This is a genomic window from Tessaracoccus sp. MC1756, from assembly GCF_014164735.1.
In the GTDB taxonomy this organism is placed as follows: domain Bacteria; phylum Actinomycetota; class Actinomycetes; order Propionibacteriales; family Propionibacteriaceae; genus Arachnia.
The window spans coordinates 300,268-322,098 of the sequence record NZ_JACJFZ010000001.1 but is presented as its reverse complement, the minus strand read 5'-3'; the positions used below and the strand labels follow the sequence as shown (position 1 = coordinate 322,098).

At 68.8% G+C, this 21,831-nt stretch carries 18 protein-coding genes; 3 read left to right on the top strand and 15 right to left on the bottom strand.

The features are described from left to right. The first annotated feature begins 3 nt into the window (after nt 1-3). The gene (locus tag H5393_RS01485) at nt 4-768 is read left to right on the top strand and encodes an SDR family oxidoreductase (RefSeq protein ID WP_182765238.1); all 765 of its coding nucleotides are present in this window, start codon (nt 4-6) and stop codon (nt 766-768) included. On the opposite strand, the gene H5393_RS14785 is transcribed toward H5393_RS01485, so the two are convergent. The 15 genes from H5393_RS14785 to H5393_RS01410 all read right to left on the bottom strand — a co-directional run bounded on the left by H5393_RS14785 (nt 765) and on the right by H5393_RS01410 (nt 19,556). Next, nucleotides 765-2,216 carry a GerMN domain-containing protein gene (locus tag H5393_RS14785; RefSeq protein WP_182765237.1) on the bottom strand — a complete coding sequence of 484 codons (1,452 nt, stop codon included), beginning with the start codon at nt 2,214-2,216 and terminating at the stop codon, nt 765-767. The genes H5393_RS01485 and H5393_RS14785 overlap by 4 nt on opposite strands. A gap of 3 nt (nt 2,217-2,219) precedes the next feature. Beyond that, entirely contained in the window at nt 2,220-3,134 is a 915-nt protein-coding gene (gene ccsB, locus H5393_RS01475; RefSeq protein ID WP_182765236.1) for a c-type cytochrome biogenesis protein CcsB, read from the bottom strand. After that, entirely contained in the window at nt 3,131-4,696 is a 1,566-nt protein-coding gene (locus H5393_RS01470; RefSeq protein ID WP_370585893.1) for a cytochrome c biogenesis protein ResB, read from the bottom strand. The genes ccsB and H5393_RS01470 overlap by 4 nt, the downstream gene beginning before the upstream one ends. Next, complete coding sequence (locus H5393_RS01465) at nt 4,693-5,403, bottom strand: cytochrome c biogenesis CcdA family protein (RefSeq protein ID WP_182765750.1); 711 nt, start codon at nt 5,401-5,403, stop codon at nt 4,693-4,695. Before H5393_RS01465 ends, H5393_RS01470 begins: the two co-directional genes overlap by 4 nt. A gap of 41 nt (nt 5,404-5,444) precedes the next feature. Further along, complete coding sequence (locus tag H5393_RS01460) at nt 5,445-6,002, bottom strand: TlpA disulfide reductase family protein (RefSeq protein ID WP_182765235.1); 558 nt, start codon at nt 6,000-6,002, stop codon at nt 5,445-5,447. Continuing rightward, the gene (locus tag H5393_RS01455; protein WP_182765234.1) at nt 5,999-6,652 is read right to left on the bottom strand and encodes a histidine phosphatase family protein; all 654 of its coding nucleotides are present in this window, start codon (nt 6,650-6,652) and stop codon (nt 5,999-6,001) included. The genes H5393_RS01460 and H5393_RS01455 overlap by 4 nt, the downstream gene beginning before the upstream one ends. A gap of 9 nt (nt 6,653-6,661) precedes the next feature. After that, entirely contained in the window at nt 6,662-8,260 is a 1,599-nt protein-coding gene (locus H5393_RS01450) for a uroporphyrinogen-III synthase (protein ID WP_182765233.1), read from the bottom strand. Nucleotides 8,261-8,286: 26 nt separating this feature from the next. Continuing rightward, nucleotides 8,287-8,568, bottom strand: a complete 282-nt coding sequence (locus tag H5393_RS01445) for a glutaredoxin family protein (RefSeq protein ID WP_182763985.1) — start codon at nt 8,566-8,568, stop codon at nt 8,287-8,289. After that, nucleotides 8,568-8,669 carry a 30S ribosomal protein bS22 gene (locus H5393_RS14415; protein WP_074436903.1) on the bottom strand — a complete coding sequence of 34 codons (102 nt, stop codon included), beginning with the start codon at nt 8,667-8,669 and terminating at the stop codon, nt 8,568-8,570. Before H5393_RS14415 ends, H5393_RS01445 begins: the two co-directional genes overlap by 1 nt. Nucleotides 8,670-8,796: 127 nt before the next feature. Continuing rightward, nucleotides 8,797-9,585, bottom strand: coding sequence for a pyrroline-5-carboxylate reductase (gene proC / locus H5393_RS01435; RefSeq protein ID WP_182765232.1), 789 nt, complete (start codon nt 9,583-9,585; stop codon nt 8,797-8,799). Continuing rightward, complete coding sequence (locus tag H5393_RS01430; protein ID WP_182765231.1) at nt 9,582-10,601, bottom strand: aspartate-semialdehyde dehydrogenase; 1,020 nt, start codon at nt 10,599-10,601, stop codon at nt 9,582-9,584. Before H5393_RS01430 ends, proC begins: the two co-directional genes overlap by 4 nt. A gap of 533 nt (nt 10,602-11,134) precedes the next feature. Beyond that, the gene (locus tag H5393_RS14410) at nt 11,135-16,741 is read right to left on the bottom strand and encodes a glycoside hydrolase domain-containing protein (RefSeq protein ID WP_182765230.1); all 5,607 of its coding nucleotides are present in this window, start codon (nt 16,739-16,741) and stop codon (nt 11,135-11,137) included. A 317-nt stretch (nt 16,742-17,058) separates the two neighbouring features. After that, nucleotides 17,059-17,844, bottom strand: coding sequence for a CPBP family intramembrane glutamic endopeptidase (locus tag H5393_RS01420; RefSeq protein WP_182765229.1), 786 nt, complete (start codon nt 17,842-17,844; stop codon nt 17,059-17,061). Nucleotides 17,845-17,848: 4 nt separating this feature from the next. Next, nucleotides 17,849-18,754: a hypothetical protein gene (locus H5393_RS01415; RefSeq protein ID WP_182765228.1), complete on the bottom strand. Its 906-nt coding sequence runs from the start codon at nt 18,752-18,754 to the stop codon at nt 17,849-17,851. Nucleotide 18,755: 1 nt separating this feature from the next. Continuing rightward, a complete protein-coding gene (locus H5393_RS01410) occupies nt 18,756-19,556 on the bottom strand; it encodes a sugar phosphate isomerase/epimerase (RefSeq protein ID WP_182765227.1) in 801 nt (266 codons plus the stop codon). Between the two features lie 129 nt (nt 19,557-19,685). Between H5393_RS01410 and H5393_RS01405 the strand changes: the two genes are divergently transcribed. Together H5393_RS01405 and radA are read left to right on the top strand one after the other, a co-directional pair. Beyond that, nucleotides 19,686-20,324, top strand: a complete 639-nt coding sequence (locus tag H5393_RS01405) for a VOC family protein (RefSeq protein ID WP_182763991.1) — start codon at nt 19,686-19,688, stop codon at nt 20,322-20,324. A 63-nt stretch (nt 20,325-20,387) separates the two neighbouring features. After that, complete coding sequence (gene radA, locus H5393_RS01400) at nt 20,388-21,761, top strand: DNA repair protein RadA (RefSeq protein ID WP_182765226.1); 1,374 nt, start codon at nt 20,388-20,390, stop codon at nt 21,759-21,761. Nucleotides 21,762-21,831: the final 70 nt, after the last annotated feature.

The following is a 21,831-nucleotide window of genomic DNA, read 5'->3' as shown; positions in this document are numbered from 1 at the left end:
GCCATGAGCAACACGTGGTCTGTGGTTACCGGAGGATCGACAGGGCTGGGGGTGGCGTTCGCCGAACGCCTCGCCGCCGAGGGCAGCGATGTCTGGCTGGCGGCCCGCAGCGGGGACCAGATGCAGGCAGTCGCCCGCCGGTTGGAGTCCGAGTACGGCGTCGCCACCCGTATCTCGACGGTGGACCTGACCCACCGGGAGGCCCGCCGCGCGTTCGTCGAGGAGGTCCGGGCGGCCAAGGTGGGCCATCTGGTGAACAATGCCGGCTTCGCCCAGCTCGGCCACTTCGCTGCCTCAGATCCCGAGGGCACCACCGACATGTTGGAACTCAACGTCGTGGCGCTCACGGACCTCACCCACGCCGTGCTGCCCGGGATGCTGGAGCGGGGCAGGGGCGCCATCGTCAACGTCGCCTCCACCGCGGCGTTCCAGCCGACGCCGAACATGGCCTCCTACGCGGCGAGCAAGGCATACGTCCTGAGCTTCAGCGTGGCGCTGTGGCGCGAACTCAAGCCCACCGGCGTGCGGGTCATCGCCAGCTGCCCCGGAGCCACGAAGACCGAGTTCTGGGCCAGGGGCGGCGACGACAACATGATGCGCAACCGCCGTACCCCCGAGCAGGTCGCTTCGGTGACCTTCGACGCGCTGCGGAAGCACCGCCCGTTCGTGGTGGACGGCACCATGAACCGCGTGATGGCTTTCGCCACCCGGCTGGTCCCGATGGATCTGCAGACGCAGGTCGCCAGCGTCGTCACGGCCTCGCGTTAGGAGACGGTGACGGCCTTGTTCTCCTTGACCTCGACCGGCGGATCGCCTTCGGGGACGGTCACGGTGATGTCGAGGCTGCCCTTCGGCAGCGACGTGGTCACCGTCCACACCCGCCAGCCCTCGACGTTGACACCCGCCGTGGTCTGGGCCGTGGTCTCGAGGATGACCTCGCCCGAGTCCTGATCCGTGATCCGGACGACGGGCACGCCCACGCCCTCCTTCACGGTGCCGATGATCGAAGCCTGCCCCGCGCTCAGCGTCGCCTGGTTGCGCGGTGAGCTGATCCACACCGCCGGCATCGGGTCCAGGCCGGTGCGCCCGTAACCCTCGGGATCGTTGAAGCCCTCGGGCGGGGTACCGCCGTCGGAGCGGAAGACCACCTTCAGCCGCGGGTTGCCCACCAACTCGGAGGCCGTGTAGATCACCTGGTCACGCGCCCTGGCGATGGCGACGGGTGACGTCAGGCCCTCATAGGCCTCCGCCGACAGGTCGACGACCAGCTCGTCGCCGTGGATCTCGGCGCTCAGCAGCTTCCCGGCGCTCCAGACGGTGCGGTAGTCCGGATCCATCGGCACGAGGCCCAGCAGGGAGTTGAGCGCCGCCCGCACCAGGTTCCCGGTGGAGGGCAGGTCGCGCAGCTCCCGGTAAAGCCTCCAGTCGCTCGCCACGTAGTACAGCGGGGTGTTGCGCACCGTGGCGTTGATCGAGCGCGACTCGACCGCAGTAGGTGTCACCACGGGTTCGGGGGCGGGTTCGACGGTGGTGCCGATGTCGTCGCGCATCAACGCGGCCAGCACGATCCCGACGAGGACGGCGAGCACCGTCAGCACCACCACGGCGCGGCGCCGGAACCTGGTGCCACGGTCTTCGGATATCTGCTCCAGTTCACCCTCGAGCATGTCGGCCTCCGGCACCGCGGTGACGCGGGCCGCCGACCGCAGCGCGGCCGTCAGCTCCTGCGAGAGCGACTCGATCACGCCGGGCTGGCTGCCGAGCGTGGGCGCACCGACGCTGGAACGCAGTTGTTCGAGCGCCCCCTCGAGCTTGACGTTGGCGCCGCGCACCGAGAGCCGCATGATGCCGGCCAGGTCCGGGCCGAAGACCGAGAGGTAATGGCTGACGATCAGCAGCTCCGCGGTGCGCGGGGCCATGGCGGACACGGCGCGGAGGATCTCGTCCTGCCGGGGCTCATCCACCCGCGGCAGGTGCAGTGGCTGCAGCGCGGGCCGCGTGGCCCGCGCCAGGTGCACCACGTGTTCCTGCACGAAGTAGACGCGCTCGAGGGGGTCGATGAGGCGGTTGGATCCGCGCTGCAGTGCAAGCAGCGCGCTGCGGACGATGGTGGCGGACTGGTCCTCGGCGCCGAGGAGGACGCAGAGCCGGTGCAGGGTCGGCCCTTCCTCCTCGTACAGCCTGGGCAGCCAGTCTGCCGCCTCATCGCCAGCCACAGGTCAGATACCGGCGTACGAGTGCAACCCACTGAACAGCAGGTTGACGCCCACGAAGTTGAACCAGAAGGCGAACACGCCGATGACCGCGATGATCGCCACCGGGCGGCCACGCCAGCCCGCCGTCGCGCGGGCGTGCAGGTAGGCCACGTAGACCACCCACGTGATGAAGGACCACGTCTCCTTGGGGTCCCAGTTCCAGAACCGTCCCCAGGCGTACTGCGCCCAGATCGAGCCCGCCACGATGGTGAACGTCCAGAGCGGCACGGCGAACGCGTGCATCCGATAGGACAACAGGTCGAGCTTCCCGGTCGACGGCACCTTCGCCAGGTAGCCGCGGATCTCGCCCTCCCCCGCCTGGGCCCGTCGCTCGGCGCGTTCCCGGAGCAGGTAGAGGATCGAGGCGAGCGCCCCGACGTTGAACGCCGCGCCGGCGATGGCCGCGGCCACGATGTGGATGACGAACCAGACGCTGTGCAGCGCCGGCACGAGCGGCGCGACCTCCACGTACCACTGCGTGACGGCCAGGCCGACCCCGATGGTGAAGAGCAGCGTCATGCCCAACCCGAGCCAGCGCATCCCCCACTTCAGGGCCACCACCAGGTACAGGACGGCCGCGAAGGCCATCGTCGACGTGATGAACTCGTACATGTTGCCCCACGGCGGCCGCCCGGCCGCCACGCCCCGGAGCACAACGGCCGACACCTGCATCAGCGCAGCCACCACGGTGAAGATCAGGCCGAGCCGGCCGAACAGGTCCACGCGGGTGCGGGCACCGTCCTCAGAACCGTCGACGGGACGCACGGGGGACTGGCCCCGCGCGGAGGACCACTCGACGGCGTGCGCGGCGAACGCGATGAGGTACACCACCGCGGCATAGACCATCAGGGTGTAGGACCACTCGGACAGGGTTGTCATGCAACGGGCTCCTCGTTGTCGGGGTGGGGCGCGGCCCCACCATTGTGCCCCGGTTCGCCGGTGGCCGCCCCGAGGAGGTCGGCCACCTCCTCGTCGAGGCCTGTTGCCGTGTCTGTACGGTCGAGGCCACCGACGATGACCTCCCCGTCGGCGATGCGCACGAACAGCCGCCGAGGCCGGATGTACAAGCTCAGGGTGAGCCCGATGACGCCGACGGAGATGGCGAGGAGGGTGAGCAGGTTGCCTGGGGTCTCACTGACCTGGAGGCGCACCCACCGCTTGTAGCCGTCGAAGCTCACGGAGCCGAGGTCGTCCGGCAACGACATGTGCGCGCCGGGCAACATCCGGGCGCTGAGCACCTGTCCGTCATCACCCGGCACCTGCTCCATGCCCTCGCTGTTGAGGACGTACACGTTCTCCGGCGCGCCGGTCTCGACTGGGGGCTCACCGAACCAGGCGTTGAGGAAGACCTCCGGGTTGAGCGCATCCGGGAACACCGAATGGGGACCGGTCTCGTCCAGCACCGCAGTGGGGAGGAACCAGGCCTCGAACGCCAGCCGCTGGGGACGCGCGTCCGGCACCTTGATGACGCCGGCGGAGGAGAAGTTGCCATCCTGGGGCAGGAACACGACGGGGCCGCTGAAGGCCACGTCGCCGTTGCCGTCCGTGACGGTGAAGATGGGGGCGTAGCCGTGGGCCTGCAGGTTGACCTGGGTGCCGTCGGCCGTGATGAGCGGTTCGTTGACCGTCATCTGCACGGGGCGCGTGCCCTGGGAATCCGAGAGGGTGACGTCGGCGTCGAAGACCCGTGCGGCGCCGCGCTGCACGTCGCCCGTCTCGAACTCGGCACGGAACTCGTCGATGGTGACGCTGAAGCGCTCCAGGTGGTCTGTGTCGAGGAAACCACCGGAGGTGAAGTCGTCGTACTGCGTGATGACGTTGGAGAAGCCCCGGCCCTCGACGACGATCGCGCTGCCGGAGAAGCCCCACAGGCTGGACCAGGCCAGCCCCACGAGCACGGCCAGGAGGGAGAGGTGGAAGGTGAGGTTCCCGAACTCGCGCAGGTAGCCGCGCTCGGCGCTGACCCCGGCGTCGGTCACCTTGGTGCGGTACCGCTTGGACTTCAGCCACGCCTCCGCGCGAGCCTCGGGGGCATGGCCTGGGAACGCCGCCGGGGCAAGGGCGGCGCGGGCCGTCACCGGCAGCCGCTCGATGCGGGCCGGCACTTTCGGCGGGGGCTTGCGCACCGCGCGCCAGTATTTCGTCACGCGCGGGATGATGCAGCCGATGAGCGAGGCGAACAGCAGCAGGTAGACCGCCGAGAACACCGCCGAGGTGTAGATGTCGTAGAAGCCCAGCGGCTCGAAGATGCGGTCCCAGCCTGGGTTGGCGGCCTTGAAGTCGATGACCTCGATGGGTTCGGTGTTGCGCTGCGGGATGATCGAGCCCGGGATCGCGGCCACGGCCAGGAGGAACAACAGCAGCAGCGCCGTGCGCATGCTGGTGAGCTGGCCCCAGGCCCACCTCAGTGTCTCCGTGACGGGGGTGCGCCGCCGGTTCACAGAATCGTCCCGAAGTTGGCGGCCCACTGTCGGAGCACCACCATGAGCATGTCCCACAGACCCGTGATCATTGCGACGCCCACCAGCATCATGACGATGCCGCCGATGCGCTGCATCAGGCGCTGGTTGCGCTTCATCCAGTTCAGCCGCGGCGCCAGGGCCGTGAAGGCCAGCGCGAAGGCGACGAACGGCAGGCCGAGGCCCAGGGCGTAGAAGAAGGCCAGAAGACCGCCGCGCGTGGCGGAGCCCTCATTGAGCGCCATGGTGAGCACCACCGACAGCGCAGGCCCGATGCAGGGCGTCCAGCCCAGGCCGAACACCATGCCGAGGAGCGGCGAGGCCCACACCCCCATCTTCGGCGTCACGCTGGGTGTCCACATGCGCGGCATGGGGAGGAAGCCGGCGAACGCGGCGCCCAGCACCAGGATGATGAAGCCGAGCACGCTCGTGATGAGCGAGGAGTTGCTCAGGAGCGCGCCGCCGATGCCGCCGATCAACGCCCCCGTCAGAACGAAGACCACCGAGAAACCGAGGATGAAGCCGAGGGTGCCCAACAGCAGCAACCGCTTCTTCGCCGTGCCGTCGGCGATTTCGCTGGCCCCCAACCCCGACGCGTAACTGAGGTAGCCGGGCAGCAACGGGAGCACGCACGGGGAGGCGAAGGACACCAGGCCGGCGAGCACCGCGACGGGGATGGCGAGCAGCATCGACGACCCGAGGGCCGTCTGCACCCAACTCTCCAGCAGGATCACGACGCGTTCACGTCCTCCACGATGCCCTTCAAAGTCGATGCGCTGACCTCGCCGAGGACGCGTGCGGCGACGCGGCCCTCTGCATCGATGATGACCGTGCTGGGGATGGCCTTGGGCGGGAGCTGGGCGAATTCCAGCAGCAGGACGCCGTCGGGGTCATGGAGCGACGGGTACTCGATGCCAAACGAGCGCTCGAACGCCTGGGCAGCCGCAAGCGTGTCGCGGGTGTTGATGCCGAGGAAGTTCGCCGAGCCCTCGAGTTCCGCGGCACTCTTCACCAGTTCGGGGGCCTCCGCTCGGCACGGCGCGCACCAGGATCCCCACACGTTGATGATGAGCGGCTGCCCGGCCAGGTCTGCCGTCGAGAGCGTCTCGCCGTCGAGCGTCTCTCCTTCCAGCACCGGGGCCGCGGAGCGTTCCTCCGGCGCGATGATCGTCACGCTGCCGTCGCCGCCGACGAAGCCGGCCGTGCCGCCGGCGCCCTCGTCTTCTGCAGTGGAGCAGGCGGTCAGCAGGAGGGCCGCAGCGGCGAGCCCGGCGACCAGTCGGGTCACGTGCCCACCCTCCACCTGCGGCCGGCCTTGACCGGCAGGAGGTCTGCGGCGGGCTCCGCGTAGTCGACGGCGGTCACCCGACCGTCGCGGAGGGTGAAGCTGGTGACCGAGCAGAGGGTGCACTGCCGCTTCCGCGGGTCGTGGGCGAAGCGGCGGCCCTCAGCGGCCATGCGGGCGATCCAGATCGACAGCTGGTGGCTCACGACGAGGGCCTGGCCGCCGTCACCGGCGGCCACGGCGGCGTCCTGGATGGCGGCGGCCATCCGCTTGGCGATCTCGGTGTACGGCTCACCCCAGCTGGGGAGGAGAGGGTTGCGCATGTGCCAGAACATCCTGGGGTCGCGCAGGGCGCGGTTGTCGCGGCCGAACGACTTGCCCTCGAACTTGTTGTCCGCCTCGATGACCCGATCGTCCTCGACCACCTCGAGCTGCGGGAAGAGCGCCGCCGTGGGGGCCAGGGTTTCCTTGGCCCGCTGCAACGGCGAGGTGCGCAGGTGCGTCAGCGGCACGTCGCGCCAGTGCTCGGCCATGCGAGCGGCCATCTGGTGGCCGAGTTCCGAGAGCCCGAAGCCCGGGAGCCGGCCGTAGAGCAACCCGTCCGGGTTGTGTACCTGGCCGTGCCGCATGACGTGCACCGTAGCTGTGGTCATGGGGAGAGCCTACGCAGTGGCTTCAACGGGCTTGCGCCGGCGACGGCGCTTCCGCTGCGAGGGCTTGGTGAGCGGAAGCCCGGCGTCGAGCTGGTCCTGCCTGCGGCGGTCTGCGAAACGGGCGAGGGACTCAGCCAGCGACTCGAAAGTGGGGGCGTCGGCGGTCACGTCGACGCGAAGCCCGTGGATCTCGCAGGCGGCTGCCGTTGCCGGCCCGATGGCGGCCACGACGGTGGCGGCGTGGGGCTTGCCCGCGATGCCGATCATGTTGCGCACCGCGGTGGCGGAGGTGAAGACGACGGCGTCGAAGTTGCCGGTCTTGATGTCCTCGCGCACCTCCGGCGCGGGGGGCGCTGCACGGACGGTGCGGTAGGCGGTCACCTCTTCCACTTCCCAGCCGAGCTTGCTCAGCCCCACGAGGAGGGGCTCCACGGCGACATCGGCACTGGGCACGAGTACCCGGTCCAGTGGGTCGATGAGGTCGTCGTAGGCGGGGAACTCGTGTGCGAGGGCGCCGGTGGTGTTCTCCACCACGGGGACAAGGTCCGCCTTGATGCCCAGCCGGGCGAGCGCCTCGACGGTGCCGCGGCCCACGGCGGCGAGGTTGATTCCGGAGAGCGCGCGGGAGTCCAGGCCGTACTCGTCGAGCCGCTCAGCGATGGCGCCCACGGCGTGGGGCGAGGTGAACACGACCCACAGGTAGCGGCCGTCGACGAGGCCGCGCACGGCGCGTTCCATGGCCTGCTCGGTGCGAGGCGGCTCAATCGTCATGGTGGCCACGATCTCCGTGGAGGCGCCGTAGTGCGCGAGTTCCTCGACGAGGGGGTCCAGCGGGTCCTTGGTGCTGGGAGCCACCACCCGCCAGTCGAACAGGGGTTTGCCCTCGAACCAGGCGTAGCGCTGGCGGCGGGATTCCTCGATGCCGGGGCCGACGATGAAGAAACACTCGTCTGCGTCCGAGCTTTCCACCTCGGCCCACGTGAGCAGTTCGCTGACCTGGCCGGTGCTGCCCACGCCCGTGAGCGAGAGGCAGGCGCCGTCGGCGCCGTAACGCTGGATGGCCTGCCCTGCCAGCCGGCCGGCGGATTCGCCGGTGGCACGCACGATCAGCGTCTCGGCGGCGGGCCATCTGTCGATGTCCGGCACCTCGAGCGTTGCGTCGAGGGCCGCGAACGACGACGTCGCCGCAACGGCACCGAACGACAGGGCCGCGCTCCACCGGTTGATGCCGGGCACGACGTTGACCCGTAGGCCGGCGGCCTGGAGCACCTCCGGAAGTACACCACCGGCGTCGGCATCTGTGAAGAAGTCTCCTCCGTGGAGACGGACGACCTTTCGCCCCTTGGCGACCGCGCTGAGAATGGCCGTGACCTCGTCGTCTCCGCCGGCGAACCTGAGTTCGGCGTGCGCCGGGACGAGATGGCTGACCGTTTCCTCGTCGTCGTCCTCGTCGATGATGACCAGATCCGCCATCCGGAGAGCGCGGGACCCGCTCATCGTCAACAGGCCCAGGTCTCCAGGGCCGGAGCCGACGAAGGTCACAGAACCTCCAGTTGGTTCAAACTCCGGCGGGGAGGCCGGGGAAGTTGGTTCCATGGAGCTGGTCACGTCGAGGATTTTCCGTTCTTAGGCCTTCAGGGGGTCCAGTCTGCGGAGATGAACTGGGGCGCGCTGGTAGCCAGCGCCGCACGCAACGTCGTCTCGTCGACGAACCAGTAGCCATGCAGCTCCTGATCCACGAAGGTCACCGGGACGTGGTCTGTGAACCGCGCCCGAAGATGTTCGTGGGTGTCGACATCAATGACGCGCCAGCCCACTCCCATATCCTCACAGGTTCTGCGGATGACAGCTTCGGCTTCCACACAGAGGTGGCAACCGTCGCGGGTCAACAGCAGTACCCGGGAGGGTGGAGTCACTACTTACCGGCGCGGCGACGCTGAATACGAGTGCGCTTCAGCAGTTTGCGGTGCTTCTTCTTCGACATGCGCTTACGGCGCTTCTTGATGACAGAACCCACTGTGTGCCTTTCTAGCCGGGGTTGTACTACGGACGTATCGACTGTCCTGCGGACGGTCAGACTCTCAATCTTAACCTGCACCGGGCAGGTTCAACCAATCCCGCTCCGCCGCGGACATGGTCGGCGACTAGCTCTTGCCCATCTCGATGCCACGGTTGCGGCACGCCTCGATGGCGTCGAGGAACGCGGCGCGCACACCGTGGTCGTCGAGAGAGCGCAGGGCGGCTGCTGTGGTGCCTGCCGGCGACGTGACCATCTCGCGCAGTTGGGTGGCCGACTTCCCGGTCTCAGCCAGCATCGCGGCCGATCCGACGAACGTCTGCGTCACCAACTCCGTGGCCTCCGCCCGGGTGAGCCCCTGATGCACGCCGCCTTCGATCATGGCCTCGGCGACGTAGAAGAGGTAAGCCGGGCCGGAGCCGGAGAGTGCGGTCAACGCGTCCAACTGCTTCTCGTCGATCACGACCGCGCGGCCCACGGCGTCGAGGAGCCCGCGGACCCGCTCGACGTGCTCCGCCGTGGCGTGGGTGCCGCGGACGACACCGGCCATCCCCTTGCCGACCAGGGCCGGCGTGTTCGGCATGACGCGGATGACCGCGCGCCCCGGCACGGCGCTCTCGAGCGCTGCGAGGGTCACGCCGGCGGCGATGGAGACCACCAGGGTCTCCCCCGCCAGGTCGTCCTTCAGCACCTTCAGAATGCCGTCGATCTGGTGCGGCTTGACCGCCAGGATGACGGTGTCTGCCTGGGCCGCCTCCGCGAGCGACACCCCGGTGACGCCGTGGCGCTCCTCGAGTTCCTGCACGCGGGGCTCGTAGGCGTCGACGATCACGACGTCGGTGCTGGGGATGCCCGAAGCCAGCCAGCCGGCGATGAGGGCCTCCCCCATCGCCCCGGCGCCGATGACCCCGATCATTTGACGAGCAGTTCTGCGATCTGGATGGTGTTCAGTGCGGCGCCCTTGCGCAGGTTGTCGTTGCTGATGAACAGCACGAGCCCCTTGCCGCCCTCGATGCTGCGGTCCTGACGGATGCGGCCCACCAGCGAGGTGTCGCCGCCCGCGGCGGCCAGCGGCGTGGGCACGTCGGAAAGTTCGACGCCGGCGGTTTCCGCCAGCACGGCGCGCGCCTCGTCCGGGGTGATGTCGCGGTCGAAACGGGCGTGGACGCTGAGCGAGTGACCGGTGAACACAGGCACCCGCACGCAGGTGCCGGCGACGAGCAGGTCAGGGAGATGGAGGATCTTGCGCGACTCGTTGCGCAGCTTCTTCTCCTCATCCGTCTCGCCCTCACCGTCGTCGACGAGGTTGCCCGCCAACGCCACCACATTGAACGCGATGGGGGCGACGTACGGGCCGGTGCTGGTGGGCTGGAACTGGGAGCCGTCGTGCGCGAGCACGGTGGGGTCCTCGATCTGGCCGAGTTGGCCCGCGAGGGCCTCCACCCCGGCGACGCCGGAGCCGGACACGGCCTGGAACGTGGTCACCTGCAGCGCGACGAGGCCCGCCGCGTCGTGGAGGGCCTTGAGCACCGGCATGGCGGCCATGGTGGTGCAGTTGGGGTTGGCGATGATGCCGAGTTCTGCCTTGTCGACGTCCTCCGGGTTGACCTCGGAGACGATCAGCGGCACGCGCTCGTCGAGGCGCCAGGCGCTCGAGTTGTCGACGACGGTGGCGCCCGCTGCGGCGACCTTCTCGGCGTACGCCTTGGAGGTGGAGCCTCCGGCCGAGAACAGGGCGACATCGAGACCGGCGAAGTCTGCCTTCGCCATGTCCTCCACGATGATCTCCTCGCCCTTCCAGGGCAACGTCCGGCCTGCGGACCGCTCGGAGGCGAAGTAACGGATCTCATCGACGGGATAGTTGCGCTCCTCGAGCAGGGTACGAAGAACTCCGCCGACCTGCCCAGTGGCACCAAAAACTCCAACACGCATGGGCGCATTCTAACCGCCGTTGCCGAGGTCGCCATGGTCGTCGAGCCGCTGTGGACGGCCGCGGGGCGGAACGCTGGGTCGTAGAGCCTGGAGCCGCAGCGCCTCGGCCGTCTGGGTTCAAGCGGAAAGACCCAGGTGCTGGTGGCTGCGCTGGACAGGGCAGGCACGCCGGAGCTGAGCACGTGCCAGGCGTCAGGGCGGACTTCAGGTCACACAAGTGCTGGGTTTGGCGCCATCCTCGGGCACAAACCCAGCATTGAACACGGCCGCCCAATTTCAGTGCTGGAAGTGACGCCGTCATCGGGCACAAACCCAGCAGTGAAGCAAGGCTCAAGCCGCCGGACGACGCTGGGTACCGCCCATCTGACGCGTTGGCTACCCTCGCCCGCGGTGAGCACCAGCGGCCGAGAGCCGATACTGACGGGAAGAACCCCCGGCTTCCAAGCGTGTTGCCTGGAAGACCGGGGGTTCCGTTTCAGCTACTGGTCAGCTGACCGTCTGAGCCGCGCGCGGACGCCCGGCCCAGGTCAGGATCAGCCTCGCTTCTCGGGTCCTCCGAACATCACGATGTTGTTGAAGACCCACTCGTTGCTCTGCGAGAAGGTGTAGCCACCCGCAGGCCTCGCCGTGGCGGCGTACACCGTCGTCCAGGTGTAGGAGCGGCAGGCGCCCCTACCGGTGGCGGCAGTGTCGCATTCGGTCTTCCACTGCCGACCAGCGGAGGTGAACTCGCCGGCTTGGCCGAGCGGGTTGCCCTTCCAGGCCTGACGCGTCATGTACGGCAGGTACGTCAGGTTGTTGAACGCCCACCCCGACTCGCGGACGAACTGCCCGTCCTCGACCTTGACCACCGTGGCCCAGATCTCGGTGCGGCACCGCTCCGTCTGCGAGTACGCCTCACAGGTCGTCATCCATTGACGGCCGTTGAAGTCGTGCTTTCCGGGAAGCGTGTAAGGCACCGTGGGCACGTACTCGTCCGAGGCCGGCGTGGTCGTCGGCTTGCCCGAAGGCGTGACCGTCGGCTTCACCGACGGCTTGACCGAAGGCGACGGGCTCGGCGACATCGTGGGGGCTGCCTTCTTCGCCACCACGAGGGTGAACGTCGAGTCGGTCGCGTTGCCCTTGGCATCGGTGACCGTCACCGTGATGGTGAACGTGCCGTCCGCCGTCGGGGTGCCGGAGATCACGCCGGTGTCGGCGTTGATGGTCACGCCGGCCGGCAGCCCGGTGGCGGCGTAGGTCAGCGGGGTCGGCGCGTCGGTCGCCGTCACGGCGATGCTCAGCGCCTTGCCCACCTGGGCATCGGCCGGGGCCACGATGGCGTCCACCACGGGTCCGTCCGTATCGGGCACGACGGGCGGGGCGCACCCGACCCAGACGTTGGCCCAGTCGAAGTGGTCCTGACCGTTGTGACCGTTGGGGTTCAGCACGAGCTGGATGCGGTTCACGCCGGTGACGTCGACGGTGGCGCGCTTGGTGCCCGACGCTGCGGTCACCACACCCGAGGTCCACAGCTGAGTTCCGCTTCCGTCTTCGACGGTAGCGGTCACGTTGGCCGCGGAATTGGTACGCATGCGGTCGTCGATGCCGTAGTCGAACTCCAGCAGCGTGCAGTCGGCGGGCAGGTCGATCACGACGCGGGAGGCGGCGTGGGCCCCGATGCCCTTGGCATAGGTGCGGCCCGACAACGTGATGGCACCGCCGTCGCCGGCAGCGTCCTCACCGTTGGCGGAGTCCCGCTCCACAGGTCCCCACCCGTTCGTGGCCGAGACCCATTCCATGTCGGAGAGATAGGTCCCTCCGGCGATCAGGTCGAAGGCCCGGGAGGCCAGCAGGACGTCACCGTAGATGAGCTTCGCGGTGAACTCGTCCCATCCGGTGCGGTCCCCGGCGTTGAGGGGCAGTCGCACCGAGACGGTGCCACCGGCCGGGACGGAGACAGTGACCGGGTCGCCCAGGAAGATCTCGTTGCCTTCGGCACCCAGCGTCACGTCGTGCGGCGCGTCGGTGCGGTTGCGCACCTCGACGCTCAGCGTCGCCGTGTCGCCGGCCTGCTGGACTGACAGCTTGTCGACGGTGATGAGCGAGCTCGCCACCACCTCGGCGTTGGCCAGCGCGTCGATGACGGCGTCGCGCTTGGCGACCAGATCCGAGCGGGCCGTCTGTGTGTCCGCGGAGTTGATCGGCTGCGCGAGGGCGGCCGCGACTGCGGCGTGCTGCGAACCCAGTTCAGCCTTCGCGAGGTCGAGCAGTTCGGCGTCCTCCTGGCCGTCCTTGAACAGTTCCCAACGGATGGAGGCCACCGGGCCGTCGCCCCCGGGGTAGACGAGGTACTCGTCACCCTGGGCGTAGCGGAACGTGGGGGTCTCGTAGACGGATGCCGGCCACGAGTTGTAGGTCCAGCGGAGGTAACCGTCGAGGTCACGCTGTTCGACCACCCAGGGCAGTACGCGCACGTTGACCGGCCGGGTGGCCGTGATGGTGTTCGGGTTGGCGGGTTCGGCCCATGTGTAGAAGAGGGTCGGCTCGCCGGCCGCCCGGCGGGAGTCGATCAGCTGCTGCGACACCGAACCGAGGAAGGACAGGTTGAACGAGATGTAGTCGGCGATGTCGGCCTCGGCCAGGGAGTTGGCCGCGAGCGCGATCTTGCCGCTCCACTCGGGGTTGACCGACTCGAGCACGGCGAACATGGCGTTCATGCGCGTGAGGGTCTGCTCGTCGAACGCCAGGGAGGTGTCCTCCCACCAGCCCTTGGCCTTCAGGTGGGTCTCGAACGCGGAGAGGAAGTCGCCCCACGCCTCGTTGTAGCGCTCGCTGCCCACCGTGACCGGTTCGTCGACCCACTTGTTGGTGGTGGTGTCGAGGTAGAAGAGCCGGTCGCGGCTCTGGAACTGCAGCATGGTGAAGGCGTGGATCCGCTGGGCGATGCCCGCGGCCTTCGCGTCGGTGACCAGGCGGTCGAAGACGCCGAAGTCGAAGGTGAAATCGGTGCCGTCGTAGCGCCACTCGACGGTGGAGCGGTAGTTGGACGCGGTCTGCGGGCGGATGGTGCCCTGGTGGTCGACGAGCCACGGGTCCTCGGTGATGACGAGGTTCAGCACGTCCTGCCCGGCCTCAGCCAGGTCCTCCCAGTACGGCACGAGGGCCTGGAAATGCTCCTCGCTCCAGTGCTCGAGTCCCAGATGGTCGGCGACGGTGTCGGGGTGCTGCCACAGGTCCAGGACGAACGGGCGTTCTGCCACGTCACGGAACTGGAGGTCGGGGACCACCACTTCCAGCGGGTAGCTGCCGATCTCGCCGGCGTCGGAGCTGACCGTCACCGAGGTGGTGTAGGTCCCGGCCACGGTGTCCGCGGGCACCCGGACCGTGAGCCAGATGGGCTGGTTCATGCTCGTGGGCAGGTCGACGGATTCCTTGACCTCCAGCGGGTCGGCGATGACGGTGCCGGCCTGGTCGGCGTTGGGGATGTAGCGCGCGTAGCGTACCTCCACCGAGCCGGCCGGGAGGGTGCCCCCGGCGACGGTGGCCCTGACGCCGGTCAGGTCGGCGCCTGCGGTGACGGCGAGCTGGGCGCTGCCGCGGCTGTTCGCTGGGACCTGCAGCTTCAGGGGGCCCGACGCGGGGTCACCCACGGCACCGACGCGCGGCACGCGGGTCAGCGACGAGGTGGCGAAGTCGCCAGTGGGCACCCAGACCTGCGCGTCGAGTCCGGCGCGCATCTCGCGGAGGTCCACGGGGAACAGGTCTGCGGTCGCATTGACCGTCTGACCGGCTCCCGTGGCCGTCGCGGTGTAGGTGGTGGACCACACACCGGTCAGGAGGTCGGCTTCGGTGACGATGCGGTTGGGACTGTTGTTCTTGCAGGCGTAGCTGGCGCCCGGCGCGAGCGACGAGAAGTTGCACACGTTCGCTCCGGACGGTGCGCTGAAGGAGATGCCCGTCAGCGGCACGTTGCCGGTGTTGTAGACCTCGACCCAGGGCTGGATCCGGTCACCGAGCAGGCCGTCGGGCGCGTTGGAGTAGATCGCGTCCAGCACGGGGCGGATCTCGAAGCGGGGCTGCGCGGTGAACCCGGCGCCCTGAGTGACCGCGATGCCGACGGTGACAGCACTGGTGCCGGCAGGGTTGGTGTAGGTCAGCTTGACCGGGTGGTTGCGTGTCTCGGCGGTGGCCGGCGCGGTCAAGGAAAGCGTGACCTGGGCCGAGGCTCCGGCTTCGAGCGAGGGCACGGACACCGGCCCGGCGGTCCACCCAGCGGTAACAGGCTGAACGGTGCCTGCCGCGAGTGCGCCGCCGCTCTGGTTGGTGACGGTGACGGACACCGGCGCGGTGGTTCCACCTGTCATCGAAGGTGCGGAGGCCGTGACCTTGGCACACACTCCGCCGAGCCAATCGAGGTCGAACTTGGTGAACGAAATGTGTCGGTAGCCCTCGCGCTCGTAGAAGAGCCCGAAGCCACCCGCGCCGAGCTCGCCTGTAGCGTCGGGCAGCGGGGTAAGCGTCGAGTACGCCGAGGCGCCGGACTGGATCACCTTGGAGACGGGCCAGGTGGCGCCCGAGTCGCACGACATCCGCACGGTGAGGTTGCGGCGCACATTGCTGTTGGCGGTGTTGGAGAACAGCAGGATCTGCGCCTTGGGGTCCGTGGGTGCGGCGTCCGGGAAGGCGCGGATGATGGAGCCGTTGTTGGCCGGATCGGGCAGCGTCGGGTCGTTGGTCCAGGGGCCGTAGGTCTCGCCCTGGTCCGTGGAGACTGCGTAGGCGCGCTGCGGGGCGCGGCGCGTGTTGACCATCACATTGCCGTTGGCGAGCTCCACGGACTTGTTCTCGTCGGCGCCGCCGCCGGGCACAGGCGCGGACGCGTGCCAGGTGGCACCGTGGTCGTCGGAATAGACGGACACTGCGCTGTAGCCGGCGCCCTGGATGTTGACCGTGTACTGCTGGATGAGGCGGCCCTTATGCTCGCCCTGACGCAACTGGATCCCCTCGCCGGAGGCGGCGAACATGCCGGCCCAGTTGGTCTTGCCGGCTTTGATCTGGTCGGTGATGCGGTGGTGGGTCCAGGTCATGCCGTTGTCCGCGGAGACCGAATAGTCGGCGTGCAGCACGTTCGGGTCGTCGTGTCCGGCGCCGGTGCCGGAACCTGCGAAGCCCTGGTTGATGGACGCCGCGTAGAACAGGAAGACCTTGTTCGTCTCGCGGTCGACGATGACGGAAGGGTCACCGAAGCCCTTGGGCGCAGTGTCCTGACGGACGACGGTCTGCGGGCCCCACGTCTCGCCACCATCGGTGGAGCGGCGCATCAGCATGGTGATGTTGCTGGGCAGGTCCGCCATGGAGGGCCGGCCGTCGTAGAAGGCGAGGATGTCGCCGTTGGGGGCCACCGACAGCGCGGGGATGCGGTAGCGCAGCCAACCGTTCTCGCCGCGGTTGGCCAGGTCATCCAACTCCAGGCCAGCGGCCAGTCCGTCAGCGGGGGCCCAGGTCCCGGCCGCTGCATCGTTGACGGTCAGCGTGAAGGTGGTGGTGTCCGTGCCGACGGAGTTCGTGGCGGTGACGGTCACGACTGCGACCGCCGCCGTGGTCGGGGTGCCGGAGATGAGGCCTGTGGTGGCGTTGATCGAGACGCCCGCGGGGAGGCCGGCGGCGCTGTAGGTGATGGGGGCGGTGCCGGTGGCGCTGGGCGTGACCCAGACCGGCGACCCGACGTTGACGGACGCGTCGGCGATCGCTGCGAGAGCCGGCGCCTCGGGGGCCGCCGGCTGAGTGACGGGGAGGGTTCCGTTCAGCGTGGTGAGGATCGGATCGCCCCCGGTCGAGGGCGTCTGCGTCCACGTGAGGTCGAACGCAGCCTGGCCCGCGGCGGCGTCTTCTTCGGTCACTGTGTAGGTGATGGCCGGCGTCCCAGTCCGTGCGCACGTGTACTTGCCGCCTGTACCGCCGGGGAATGCGGGCCAGTCGCAGCTGGCGGCATTGGCCAACGTGGTGGAGCTGGCGACAATGTCGCGCGTGGGCGCCTCAGCGTTGGACTCCATGCGGAACTCCATGGTGACCACGTCGCCGGCGGCATACTCCGCCTTGACTGGCGCCACAGACTGGATCTGCACCCGGCCGATGTTGACGTTGATCCACTCCCCCACGGTTGGGGTCGTGGCCGCCGAGGCGGCGGTCGGAGCGAGGGAGAAGCTCCCCAGCGCCAAGGCTACGCTGAGTAACCCTGTCAATATCGTTCGGAGGGAGCACTGAGCGCTCGTGGGGGCTGCATTCATCGTCGGCCTTTCGCAGGTGGGCGTCAGCGCCCACTCGTCGTCTCGCAGACCGCAACCGTACGAACTTTGGATGAACAATCCCTAGGGTGGCACCAAACCGCTCATCCGAGTTGTCCGACGTCCGCCGACCACACCTCGTGATCCTCCGCTCTCTTGACGATGGGCACCGTCAAACCTGAAGGCTGACCTCAGAGGCCGACCCACCCCATCACCACGGGCAGCAGCGGTGCACCGAGGAAGGCGACAATGTCCAGCAACGTGTGCACGACCACCAGCGGCATGACCCGCTTGATCTTCAGGTAGAGCCAGCCAAAGACCAGGCCCATCACCAGGTTGCCGATGAAGCCGCCGAAGCCCTGGTAGAGGTGGTACCCGCCCCTGATGACGGCGCTCACCACGAGGATGACCCACATCTGGCCGCCCCGCTGGGCCCATCTGGTGAACAGGTAGCCCACCATCACGACCTCTTCGAGCACGCCGTTCATCACCGCCCTGGCCAGCAGCATGGGCACCGTCCACCAGTTGTCCGCCAGGTTCGCCGGTTGGACCTGGGTGTTGATCCCGATCTGGAAGGCGAAGATGAAGAAGGCCAGGCCCGCCACCCCGATGACGGCGAACACGCCGAAACCCCATGCCACGTCGAAGCCGGGCCTGCGGAGGTCGAAACCCATCACGCGCCAGGGCCCCTCGGCCGGTCGGTGGTGCACGGCCAGCAGGAACAGGACGAGCACCACGGGCATCAGCGGGAAGATGAGGCCGGCCACCTGGTACGCGAGGTCGAGCCAGGGCCGGTCCGGTGTGGTGGACGTGTTCATCCGCGTCACCTGCTGCGCCAGCGGCTCCGGGCGGGTGAGTTTGTTGATGATCGACAGCAGGGCGTAGACCGCGGACTGGCCGAGCGAGATGAGCAGCACCACCACGATCTCGGTGCGCAGGCGTTGGAGCCCCGGGCGGGGAGCGGACGTGACTGTCATGGCCTCAACTCTTGTCGGCCACCGCGCGCAGGTAGCTGAATGCTGTGCGGGGGCGGGCGGCGATGCGGGTGGTCAGGTACTCGAACCAGCCCGGCCCGAAGGGGACATAGGTGCGCGACGTGAAGCCGATGTCCGTCAGGCGACGCTGCTCCAGCGGCCGCACGCCGTAGAACATCTGGAACTCGAACCCGTCGCGGGGTATGGCGTTGCGCCGTGCCAGGTCCTGGGCGATGGCGATCAGCGTGGGGTCGTGCGAGGCCAGCATGGGGTAGGCACCCGATTCCATGGCGACGCGGAGGCAGCGCACCAGGGCAAGCTGCTTGTCGCGCTCCCGGCGGTAGCCCATCGACGGCGGCACGGGGTAGGAGCCGACGCACAGCCTCACGCGGGCGCCGTCGCCGGCGGCTGTGGCGACGTCACGCTCGGCCCGTCGGATGTCGGCAGGCAGTGTGATGCCGAGGAGGGGGTGGTCCGACCGCGCCTGTTGCCAGAGGTCGAGCGTGGGCTGGTACTCGCCTGCCCCCTGCATCTCCAACGTGATCAGGGCCCCGGCGTCATCTGCGGCCCGGCACAACCCGTCCAGCACCGCTGCTGCTGCCACGCGGTCGTCGCGGAGGCCGAGGGACGACGGCTTGACCGACAGTTCAGCGCCCCGGGCGAGGTCCCCCAGATGCTCGAGTGTCTCGAGGATCCGGCCCGGCGACTCCGACTCGTCGTCGCTGGTCGGCAGGTAGGCCAACGAGATCTCGAGGCCCTGCTTCTTCAGCTTACGGGCCACAGAGATGGCGTCGGCCTCGGCGGGCACCACGTACGCGCTGGCGAATTCCTCGGCCACGCCGCTACTGAGGGCGGCGCCCTGAACCCACCGCGACCGGATGACCGAGCGCACTGCGCTGTTGAGCCGCGACATGTCAGCGGGCCCCGGCCTGCGCCTTGGCGAGCGTGTCGCGCACGGTCTGAAGGGCCCCGCCCAAGAGGTCCTCGCGTTCGTGGCGCGAGCGTGCCCGGCGCGTCGACACCTCGAGCACGATGTGCCCGGTGTACCCGGTACGCACGATCTCAGCCAGGACGCCCCAGGCGTTCTGGTCCCCCTCGCCGGGAAGGAGGTGTTCGTCCTTGAAGGACCCACGACCGTCTGTGAAGTGCACGTTGGCCAGCCTGTCGCCCCAGGCGTGCACGAAGTCCATCGACTGACGCTGCGAGGTGGACGCGTGGGACAGGTCCAAGGTCAGGTGGTCGTAGTCATAGGGCGTGGGATCCCAGCCCGGCAGGTAGGTCTTCATCGGGCCGGCGGGCGTGCGCCAGGGGAACATGTTCTCCACGCAGTACTTCACGTCGCCTGCGGCGTTGAGCCGCTTGATGCCGTCCACGAAGCCGGCACCGTACTCACGCTGCCAGCGGAAGGGCGGGTGCACCACGACGATGTCGCCACCCAGGTGCTGCACCGCCTCACCGGAGCGCTTGAGTTTGCCCCACGCATCGGAGCCCCACGTGCCCTGGGTGATCAGCAGGGTGGGCGCGTGGACCGACAGCACCGGCATGCCGTGGTAATTCGCCAGTTTCTCAACAGCCGCGATGTCTGTCGACAGGGCGTCGACTCCGACCATCAGTTCGATGCCGTCGTACCCGAGCGCCGCCGCCAACTCGAATGCGCTGGCGGAGGCTTCCGGATACACGGAAGTGGTCGACAAGAGAACCTTCGACTGGGTCACATCGCCACCCTACCGCGCACACAGAGCCCGCCGGTCCCCCGTGGGATCGTGATCGCGGACACCGCGCTGAAGGCCCCCCGGGCAAGCCTCGATTAGTCGTTTCGCCCCCACGAGGGGAAGAATGTCGGTATGCACGTCGACCATTTGATCTTCGCAACCGGTCCAGCAGGTCTCAAGGGTGAGGCTGAACGACTGGCTGACGCACTGGGCACCGAATACAAGGACGGCGGTTTCCACCCCCGCTTCGGTACGCGCAACCACATCATCCCCTTGGCGGACGCCCGCTACATCGAGGTGGTCGAGGTGCTCGACCACCCCGCAGCCGACAAGGCCGCCTTCGGCCAAGCTGTCCGCGCCCGCTCCGAAATGGGCGGCGGTTGGCTCGGCTGGGTACTGAGCGTCAATGACATCTCCCCCTACGAGAAGCGCCTCGACCGCTCCGCGGTGCCGGGCTCGCGCCTGTTCCCCGACGGCCGCCGCCTCGAGTGGGTCCAGATCGGCATCCGCGGCCTCATCGCAGATCCGCAGCTCCCCTACTTCCTCGAGTGGAAGTCGGACGATTCGCTCCGCCCCGCCGCCCTCCACGGCGACTGCGCATTGAAGGAACTGCAGATCTCCGGCTCAGCGGACCGCCTCTCCGAATGGCTGGGCGTGGACGTGGCGGACCAGATCGACGGCATCAAGCTGGACCTGGTGTCGCCCAACGGCACCCCCGGCCTCAACTCCGTCACGTTCGACACCCCCTCCAAGGGCACCGTCACCATCTAGTTCGTGGGGCCACCGACGACGGCTCGTCCGATTTTGTCTGCGCCGTGACCTAGGCTCAAGCGCGTGGCGAAGAAACAGGACACCTACAACTGCACCGAGTGCGGCTGGACGTCCGTGCGCTGGGTCGGCCGCTGCGGCGAGTGCCAGGCCTGGGGCACAGTGGTCGAGCGCGGGGCGCCACGGCTGCGCGCGGTGGCCTCCTCCGTGCCCATGCAGCAGGCGGTGCCCATCTCGCAGGTGCCCACGGATTCGGCCCAGCGCAAGCTGACCACCATCGCGGAACTCGACCGCGTGCTGGGTGACGGCCTCGTTCCCGGTGCGGTCGTCCTGTTGGCCGGCGAGCCGGGTGTCGGCAAATCCACGCTCCTGCTCGACGTCGCCGCCAAGTGGGCCCGCTCCGGTGAGAAGACCCTCTACATCTCCGGCGAGGAGTCCGCGTCCCAGGTACGGCTACGCGCTGAGCGCACCGGCGCAGTCGACGACGAACTGTACCTCGCCTCGGAGACAGACCTCGGCACGGTGCTGGGCCACATGGAACAGGTGCGCCCCTCCCTGCTGGTGCTCGACTCGGTGCAGACCATCTCGGCTGCGGACGCAGACGGCGCACCGGGCGGCCCCAGCCAGGTCCGCGAGATCACCGCGGCCATCGCCCGCGTGGCCAAGCGCGAGAACATGGCCGCCATCATCGTGGGACACGTCACGAAGGACGGCGGCATCGCCGGTCCCCGCACGCTGGAGCACCTGGTGGACGTGGTGCTCACCTTCGAAGGGGACCGCCATTCAGGTTTCCGCATGGTGCGGGCCACGAAGAACCGCTACGGCCCCGCAGACGAGGTGGGCTGCTTCGAGATGAGCGAGAACGGCATCGTCGAGGTGCCGGACCCCTCCGGGCTGTTCACCACCGCGCACAACGAGCCGGTGCCGGGCACGTGCGTCACGGTCACGCTCGAGGGACGGCGTCCCCTGCTGGCGGAGATCCAGGCGCTGATCGCACCCTCTCCCCAGTCGTCGCCGCGCCGCACCACCCACGGGCTCGACGGTTCCCGCATCGCCATGGTGCTGGCCGTCCTCGAGCGCAAGGTCCGGCTCCCGCTGTCGGCGCACGACGTCTACGCCTCAACCGTGGGCGGGGCCCGGGTCACAGACCCCTCGGCAGACCTCGCCGCGGCGGTGGCCATCGCGTCGGCCGCCCTTGACAGGCACTATCCCAAACGGCTCCTCGCTCTGGGCGAGGTTGGCTTGGCCGGAGACCTCCGACGGGTGCCGGGAGCCGAGCGACGTCTCGCCGAGGCGGGCCGGCTCGGATTCGAGCTGGCACTCATCCCCACCGGCTCGCGCGACGTCACGGCCCGCGTGCCGAAGCTCGGGAACCTGCGCGTGGTCGAGGTCCCCACTCTGGCAGACGCCCTGGGGGTACTGGATCTCCGGCGGCCCTGACCGCGCCCGGCCATGGACGAACGGTTTCCGTGGAGACAGGATACGCACGCCGCCACCGCGCGGCGCGGCC